General features: G+C 35.7%; 7 protein-coding genes. 1 reads left to right on the top strand and 6 read right to left on the bottom strand.

The window, feature by feature from the left end; all coding sequences use genetic code 11:
• A partial coding sequence (locus CUL_RS17325; RefSeq protein WP_035142774.1) for an integrase core domain-containing protein occupies positions 1-278 on the top strand: 278 nt, incomplete at its 5' end.
• Positions 279-1,102: 824 nt separating this feature from the next.
• Here the strand turns inward: CUL_RS17325 and CUL_RS0111880 are convergent.
• The 6 genes from CUL_RS0111880 to CUL_RS0111855 all read right to left on the bottom strand — a co-directional run bounded on the left by CUL_RS0111880 (position 1,103) and on the right by CUL_RS0111855 (position 7,722).
• The gene (locus CUL_RS0111880; protein ID WP_025641912.1) at positions 1,103-1,915 is read right to left on the bottom strand and encodes an SH3 domain-containing C40 family peptidase; all 813 of its coding nucleotides are present in this window, start codon (positions 1,913-1,915) and stop codon (positions 1,103-1,105) included.
• Positions 1,916-1,929: 14 nt separating this feature from the next.
• Positions 1,930-2,877, bottom strand: coding sequence for an oligopeptide/dipeptide ABC transporter ATP-binding protein (locus CUL_RS0111875; RefSeq protein ID WP_025641911.1), 948 nt, complete (start codon positions 2,875-2,877; stop codon positions 1,930-1,932).
• Complete coding sequence (locus CUL_RS0111870) at positions 2,870-3,919, bottom strand: ABC transporter ATP-binding protein (protein ID WP_025641909.1); 1,050 nt, start codon at positions 3,917-3,919, stop codon at positions 2,870-2,872. Before CUL_RS0111870 ends, CUL_RS0111875 begins: the two co-directional genes overlap by 8 nt.
• A gap of 12 nt (positions 3,920-3,931) precedes the next feature.
• A complete protein-coding gene (locus tag CUL_RS0111865) occupies positions 3,932-4,864 on the bottom strand; it encodes an ABC transporter permease (RefSeq protein WP_005588989.1) in 933 nt (310 codons plus the stop codon).
• The gene (locus CUL_RS0111860; RefSeq protein WP_005588990.1) at positions 4,864-5,808 is read right to left on the bottom strand and encodes an ABC transporter permease; all 945 of its coding nucleotides are present in this window, start codon (positions 5,806-5,808) and stop codon (positions 4,864-4,866) included. Before CUL_RS0111860 ends, CUL_RS0111865 begins: the two co-directional genes overlap by 1 nt.
• A gap of 69 nt (positions 5,809-5,877) precedes the next feature.
• A complete protein-coding gene (locus CUL_RS0111855; RefSeq protein WP_025641907.1) occupies positions 5,878-7,722 on the bottom strand; it encodes a peptide ABC transporter substrate-binding protein in 1,845 nt (614 codons plus the stop codon).
• Between the last annotated feature and the right edge of the window lie 162 nt (positions 7,723-7,884).

Raw genomic sequence — 7,884 nt, 5'->3', positions numbered from 1 at the left:
CACAATATACGTCAAAGGAATATCGTGAAACAGTGGAATCAAAGCAATTTAAACTATCGTATAGTGCTAAAGGTTGTCCTTATGACAACGCCTGTATAGAAAGTTTTCATGCAATACTAAAAAAAGAATGCGTATATCTTAATACATTTATAGATCATAATCATGCTAAGTTAATATTATTTCAATATATAGAAGGATTTTATAATAGAAAAAGGATTCATTCATCAATCAACTACATGACTCCAGATGAATATGAGAATCTATGTAGAGTAGCATAGCTTGCTTTAGATTTTGAGCCTGAGGGGATGATAGCCACCCGTAGGGCTTGCCATTGATAAGCCAATAAATAAATGCTACAATATTCCACCACGAAGGCACAAAACATAGCTTGCTTTGAGTTTATCGCCTTCGGGTAGAAACCTAAAAGCATTTATGTTTGGATTGTCAATGGTGGCGGAGACCCACAAAAAAACCTAAATTTTTGTCCAAACTATTGACATAGATCCATATCAAATGTTTTCAGCACTAAAATTTTGCAAAGTTCCTACAAGACTTTTTGTTGCAAAAGATGAAACTCACAGCCTATGCTGGAGTGGCTCTCCTATATCTCGCATAGAAAGGCTTAACGAAATAATTTCCTGGTTTAAAAAGCACCTATAGCTAAGTAATCTTAAAAAACACTAGGGCGCTATGCTGAAGCAGCGAGAGACAAGGAAGGTTGCATTATCTATTTGCGCACAATAATATGTTCTTCGAATTTAATTGTCCTGTTTAGTATTGTCTATCAAAATTTCCTTGCTTTAGGGCTTGGCCATTATCAAACTCTGCTATACCGTAAATATATGTTCATGGCTTAAAATCTACAGATAGAAAGGCAGCTAAAGCCTTAGAAAATTTATTAGATTGGGATAACAAAACAGTCAATATAAAGCAGGGTCATAATTTAATATAGATTTATCTTTTAATAGCAGATATTATCTCTGCTATTTTTTATTAATATTTTATATTAAATTTCTGTGTTTTTATCCCTTATGAATATGATTTAAATAAATGACCAAAATTCAGAACCCAGCCAAATTCTACCTTTGCCAGGTCCTGGATTCTAAAACACAGTTCCTATTTCCTTTATATCTGCTAAATCCCCCCTATAGTCATCATGGTCTGGATTTAAGCTGTTAATTACTACTCCACCCGATGCTCCAGTAGAGTGGATATATCTATCATCTCCAATATACATGGCTACATGACCAGGCCAATAAAGTAAATCCCCTGGTTTCATCTCTTCCCTTGGTATTTTTTTCATGCCAAACTCTTCTTTTATTTGGGAGTCCCTATATATAATAACTCCATTCATTAAATAGGATATTGAGGTAAGGCCGGAACAATCTATGCCAAAAGGAGTTTTTCCTCCCCATCTATATTGAGTACCTAAATAGGTAAGAGCTGTGTTTACTACTTTATTCCGCAAACTATTATCAATAATCCCCCTATCTGGTCTAATCCTATCCCCAATTAATTCTTTTCTAACCCAACCTTTTTCTTCTGTTGGTAAAACCATCTCTACCCAATTTTTATTGCTATAACCTGTAAGTTTAATAACTGATCCCCTAGTCAATAATTTTATGCTATAACTTTGATATTTTGGTTCTTTCATCACATCTACTATTCCCCATGTTACTATATGATTGGCTTCTCTATCCCAGTTTTTTGCCTTTCCCCTATCTATTAATAGATAATCTCCGTGAATAAATCCCCTATATCCATAGTCGGTTTCCACATAATACCAATTATCCTTTTCTTTATTCAATATGGTTACTAATCTACCAAAGATGGATTCATCGGCAGTTTCATTTTCAAAGCCTACTTGCTGCTTTAGAGGACCTATAGTATCTATAATAATAGCTAATTCCTTCATAATTTACCCCTTTCTTAAGCTTTGCTTAATCTTACCATATATTCTTCAATCTCTTCTTCATTGGCTAAAATGAAATGGCCTGGTTCTATTTCTATCCACTTAGGAGGATTCTTCTCATAGTTATGACAATTTGGATTATATACTTCTAGTACCTTTTGCTTCTCTTTTATTGGATTAGGTAAAGGAATGGCTGAAAGTAATGCTCTAGTATACGGATGTAATGGATTTTTGAAAAGTTTTTCAGTTTCTGCTAATTCCACTATTTTCCCTTTATGAATAACTGCTAATCTATCTGTTATAAACCTTACCACAGACAAATCGTGAGCTATAAATAAATAAGTTAAGTCCTTTTCCTTTTGTAGTTCAGATAATAGATTTAAAACCTGGGCCCGGATAGAAACGTCTAAAGCTGATATGGGTTCATCTGCAATGATGAATTCTGGTTCCATGATTAAGGCTCTAGCAACTCCAATCCTTTGCCTTTGTCCTCCTGAAAATTCATGGGGAAAGCGGCTGGCAAATTCAGGTAATAGTCCTACATCCAATAGGGCTTTCTCTACTTTCCTTTTCCTATCCTCTTCATCTTTATAATTCTTTAAATTATACAAGCCTTCAGATACAATATAATCAACCTTAGCCCTTTCATTTAAGGAAGCCATTGGGTCTTGGAATATCATCTGTATCTTTCTAGTTAATTCCTTATCTAATTCTTTACTAATCTTTCCATTAATCTTCTGACCTTTAAATATTATCTCTCCGCCTGCAGTCTCCACTATACGGGTAATTGCTCTACCAATAGTAGTTTTTCCTGAACCAGATTCTCCCACTAATCCAAAGGTTTCCCCTTTATAGATGTGAAAACTTACATCATCTACTGCTACGAATTTATCCTTCTTTTTTTTTCCAAACTCTATGCGTAAATTCTTGACTTCCAATAGACTTTCCTTTTTTCTTTTATCCATTTGCTCTCACCTGCCATTGTCTACGTAAAATTTTTATAGATTCTGGTGGTTCTACCTTTGGTGCCCTAGGGTCTAATAACCAAGTTTTAGCTTTATGAGTAGGACTTACCTGAAAATAGGGAGGTCTTTCCACAAAATCGATTTTTAGAGCTTTCTCATTTCTAGGGGCGAAAGCATCTCCCTTTATTTCATTAAATAAATTTGGTGGTGTTCCTTTTATAGAATATAAAGGTTCCCCTTTAACACCTAATTGGGGCAAAGACGAAAGCAAAGCCCAAGTATAGGGATGTTGTGCATTATAAAACACTTCTTCACAGGTACCTATTTCTATTATATCTCCTGCGTACATTACGGCTATTCTATCTGCTATATTTGCTACTACCCCTAAATCATGGGTAATATAGATGGTTGTCAATTTGTACTTCTTTTGTAATTCCTTTAGCAGATTTAGTATCTGAGCCTGTATAGTTACATCTAGCGCAGTAGTTGGTTCATCACAGATTAGTACTTTAGGATTACAAGCCACTGCAATAGCTATAACCACCCTTTGCCTCATTCCCCCAGAGAACTCATGGGGATATTGATGATATCTTCTTTCTGGCTCTGTAATGCCTACATCATCTAATATTTCAATCACTTTTTTCTTTGCCTTGTTGCCTTTTAAACCTTGATGGAGTATTACTGCCTCTTCCACTTGACTACCTATGGTCTTTAAGGGATTAAGTGAAGTCATAGGTTCTTGAAATACCATGGCAAACTCTCTACCTCGAATCTTTATCCAATCTTCTTCCCTTTTATATTTAGCTAAATCTTCCCCTTTATATAGTATGCTACCCGAATCTACCCATCCATTAGCATCTAGTAAGCCCATAAAGGTTTTGGTAAATACAGACTTTCCCGCTCCAGATTCCCCTACAATAGCTAAGCTTTCTCCTTCGTACAAGTCCAGTGATGCTTCCCTTATGGCAGTTAAAATTTTTCCCCTTAAATTAAATTTAACCACTAGATCTTTAACGGATAATATTATATTAGAATCTGTCATCTAAGCCACCTCCTACACGTGATTTCTTGGATCGGATGCATCTGCAAAAACATTGCCTATTACATAGAAGGATATGGTTATGATAGAGAGAACTACTGCTGGAAATATGAGTTGATAACGTAAGGATGGCACTCCCATTACCCTTCTACCTTCATTGATTAAGTTTCCTAAAGATGGTATGCTTACAGGAAGGCCTAGTCCAATATAGGTGAGGAAAACTTCATAACCTATAGCTGCAGGAATGGCTAAAGCCATTCTCAGCATTATAACTGAAACTAGATAAGGTAATAAATTTTTAGTGATTATCCTATTAGTTGGCGTGCCTAAACATCTAGAAGCTAGGTTATATTCTCTATCTCTTATGATTACTATTAAATTTCGAACAAATCGAGCCATGTTTAACCAACCAGTCATACACATGGCAAATATCATGGTGAAGACACTAGGTTTCATTATGTAGGTTAGAAGTATTAATACTATGGTTGTAGGAATATTGTTCAATACATTGTATATTTCAGTAATAATGGATTCTAATCGTCTAACATAACCCCATAATGCTCCAACAATAATGCCTATTATAGCCTCCCAAAGGCCAACGAAAAATCCAATTAATAATGAAGTTCTAGTACCACTCCATATCCTAGACCAGAGATCTTGGCCAATGGAATTGGTACCAAACCAAAATTTAGAATCGGGAGGATGGTTTCTCAATTGCATATTGGTAGCTTCATCTATATGGATCTTAGTAGGGGATTTCTGTCCTGGTAAATAGGGCTGAATCATTGTAAAGGCTAGTACCGCTATCATTAAAAATAGTAAGAATACCGCTACCTTGTTTTTCATAAACACTTGGACTGTAGAACGCCAATAGGAATAATTTGAGTATCCAGTCCTTTCTGCTTTAGATTCATCATAAATTGCAAATTGAAATAAGGAATTATCCATTATCTAGCACCTGCCTTTCTGTCCAACTTAATCCTTGGATCTAAAGTGGCCATTAGAATATCCCCTAAGAATAATCCTATTATACCTATAGATGAATAAATTAGGACTAGGGCTTGAACTAAGGTGTTATCCTGTCTTTGTATAGCATCTACCAATAGTCCGCCCATTCCTGGAATGGAGTATAGGGATTCAATATATATGGACCCCGATATGGTAAATAATAGAGATGTGGGCAAATACTGAACCATAGGTACGAAGGCATTCCTAAGTACATGTTTCACCATTATAGTCTTATCCCTTAACCCCTTTGCCCTTGCCAATTTTACATAGTCCTTGTTTAACTCATCTACCATATAACGTCTCATCCACATAGCATAAGAAGCGGTCCCTCCTAGAGACATGGAAATGGTAGGCAGAATCCAACTAACGGGTCTATCTGGATTAAATAGAATTGGAAGTTTTAGGATATCCGTTATATATAGTTGTAAAAATAGATAATATATTGCAGCAGGAACAGCATTTATGAACACTATATAACCTGTGCCCATCTTGTCCCATAATTGGTTTTTACTTCTAGCCATGGTAATACCTAAGGATACCCCAAAAATTAAAGAAATTGCCATAGCGGCTAATCCAAAACGCACTGAGTAGGGAATTTTAGTTTTAAGGATCTGGGCAATAGGTACCTTTGCCCGGTATATTATGGATTCCCCTAGATCCCCCGATAGAAGATCCAGGTAAAAATTTTTTAGCTGAATATGCATTGGATCCCTCAGTCCCATACTAGACAATATGGCTTCCCTTTGTGCCTCATCTAGCTTTTCATACCCATCACCAAAATATCCTTCCTCTGGCATTAGTCGCATGAGAAGAAATACTACCGTTATTACGATAAATAATGTTATTAACGATTGAAATAACCTTTTAAATGAATACTTTAACATATTCCCCTCCTCCCTTCTAGGTTTACGGGCGACCAAAGGTCGCCCTACATAATTGTCAACTGTTCATTATTATTTAGTTGCTTTCTTTAAAGCTTCTGCCCTTTCCTTTTCCCATTTTTCTAAGGCTTCTGTAAATTCTTCTGAATTCATCGGTTTTTCCATTACCTTTTGACCTTTAAATCGTTCAGCAGAAACGCCAAAGGGTGAATACAAGGATTCAAATGGATTCAACCTAGAAGCAGAATAACCTCCTCCACCAACAGCATATGGAATTATAAAGGCTTCTCCTATCAAAAATGCTTCTGCTTCTGCAAATAAATTGTAACGTTTTTCTATGTCCACTACTTCGGCTTTAGCTCCATTTACCATGTTTTCATAGGTATTCTTACCGTTAGATTCCTTATAACCTTCTGCTAGATGTGGCCAATTATAGGTACCATCTGGACTGAAAGGATCGGTGTAAGTTTCAGGGTCAGCGTAGTCAGGCCCCCAGTTACATTCTAAAAAGGCATAATTTCCTGACCTTCTTACTTCCTGTAAAAAACCTGTAGGCGGCTTAGGATCAATTATTATATCTATATAATCTGTTCCTAATAAGTTTTCCATCTGTTGTTCAACAACCTGAGCCCTATTAGCCCATTCGCTTGAGCCTGTGTTATATGGCATTAACACTTTCACTGGGAAGGTAGCTTTGCCTTCCAGTTCTGCCAAAGCATTTTCTTTATACTCTAAAGCCAATTTTTCATTGAAGGAATCATTGTTTGAAAGCTCAGCCAAACTACCTAATTGAGTATAATCAACTCCCTCTAAATCTACAAAGTTCTTTGGAGTTACAGTATTACTTATTCTCTTTTCTGGATCATAGGGTTCTGCTGTTAGCATAGCTGCTTTCCTATCTAAAGCATGGAATAAGGATTTACGGAAATTTTTATTATTAACTACAATTTTCCAGTTACCTGGTTCGTATTCCTCTGGAAATTGAGGGTCGAAGTTCAAACAATAGAAATATGAATAGAAACTAGTTCTATTTGGACGAATCTGTGTTTCTTTCTCTGGATCATTCATCCATTCATCTAGAATGTCCGAAGGAATATCTGCATAATCTATTTCCTTACGCAAAAACAATTCAGGTGCTAAAGTACCCGCCTCTTTGTTGTAAATATAGGTTAACTTTGTGATATGTATATTTTCTTTATCCCAGTAGTTTTCGTTTGCTACTAGAACCCTCCTATTTTGTGGTTCAAATGTTTCCATTATATAAGCTCCATTGTATAAAAAGTTAATATTATCTGTACCAAATCTATCTCCTGCTTCTTCCAAAAATTGTCCATTAACCGGGAAGAAACATACATAAGTAAGCATGGATAAAAAATATGGTGTAGGATTTTTTAAAGTATATTCTAAGGTATATTTATCCAAAGCCTTTACGCCTACTTGTTCAAAATCAGTTATCTCTCCATTATAGTATTCTTCAGCATTTTTTATAACGCTATAAGCAATATTGGCTGTTTTTGATTCATTGGCTGGATTTAATATATATTTCATAGCGTCAACAAAATCCTGAGCTGTAACTTCTGCATATTCTTCTCCATCATGGGTTAACCATTTTACCCCTTCTCTTAATTTAAAGGTCCAAACCAAGTTATCATCAGATAAACTCCACTCAGTGGCAAGACCTGGTTGAACTACTCCATATCTGTCGTAATCTATTAAAGTATCTACTAAATTTGCAGCCATAGCAAATTCATTGGTAGTGGCAGTAACTAAATAGTTTAAAGTAGTGATTTCACCTGAATAAGCAGTCCTATATTCCTGTATCGCCGCCACATTATCCCCCGAAGTTTTCTTTCCTCCTGACGAACAGCCTGTAATGATTATTAACAGCGCCATAGTTAAAGCTACCAGTCTTTTCATAATTTCCCTCCTCTAAAATATTCAAACAGTATAAAACAAAATTTATTCAATATTCCCTCCTTCCCCTTAGCCTTTGTTGACAAACTGATGTTGAATTTCAATATTCCTTTATATTATTTGTGGCAAGATACATGCCATATTTCTATTTATCTTTTTAGCCCA

The sequence above is a fragment of the [Clostridium] ultunense DSM 10521 genome (assembly GCF_000511955.1).
In the GTDB taxonomy this organism is placed as follows: Bacteria; Bacillota; Clostridia; order Tissierellales; family Tepidimicrobiaceae; genus Schnuerera; species Schnuerera ultunensis.
The sequence above is the reverse complement of the archived record's forward strand: the minus strand, read 5'-3'. Positions and strand labels throughout refer to the sequence as shown.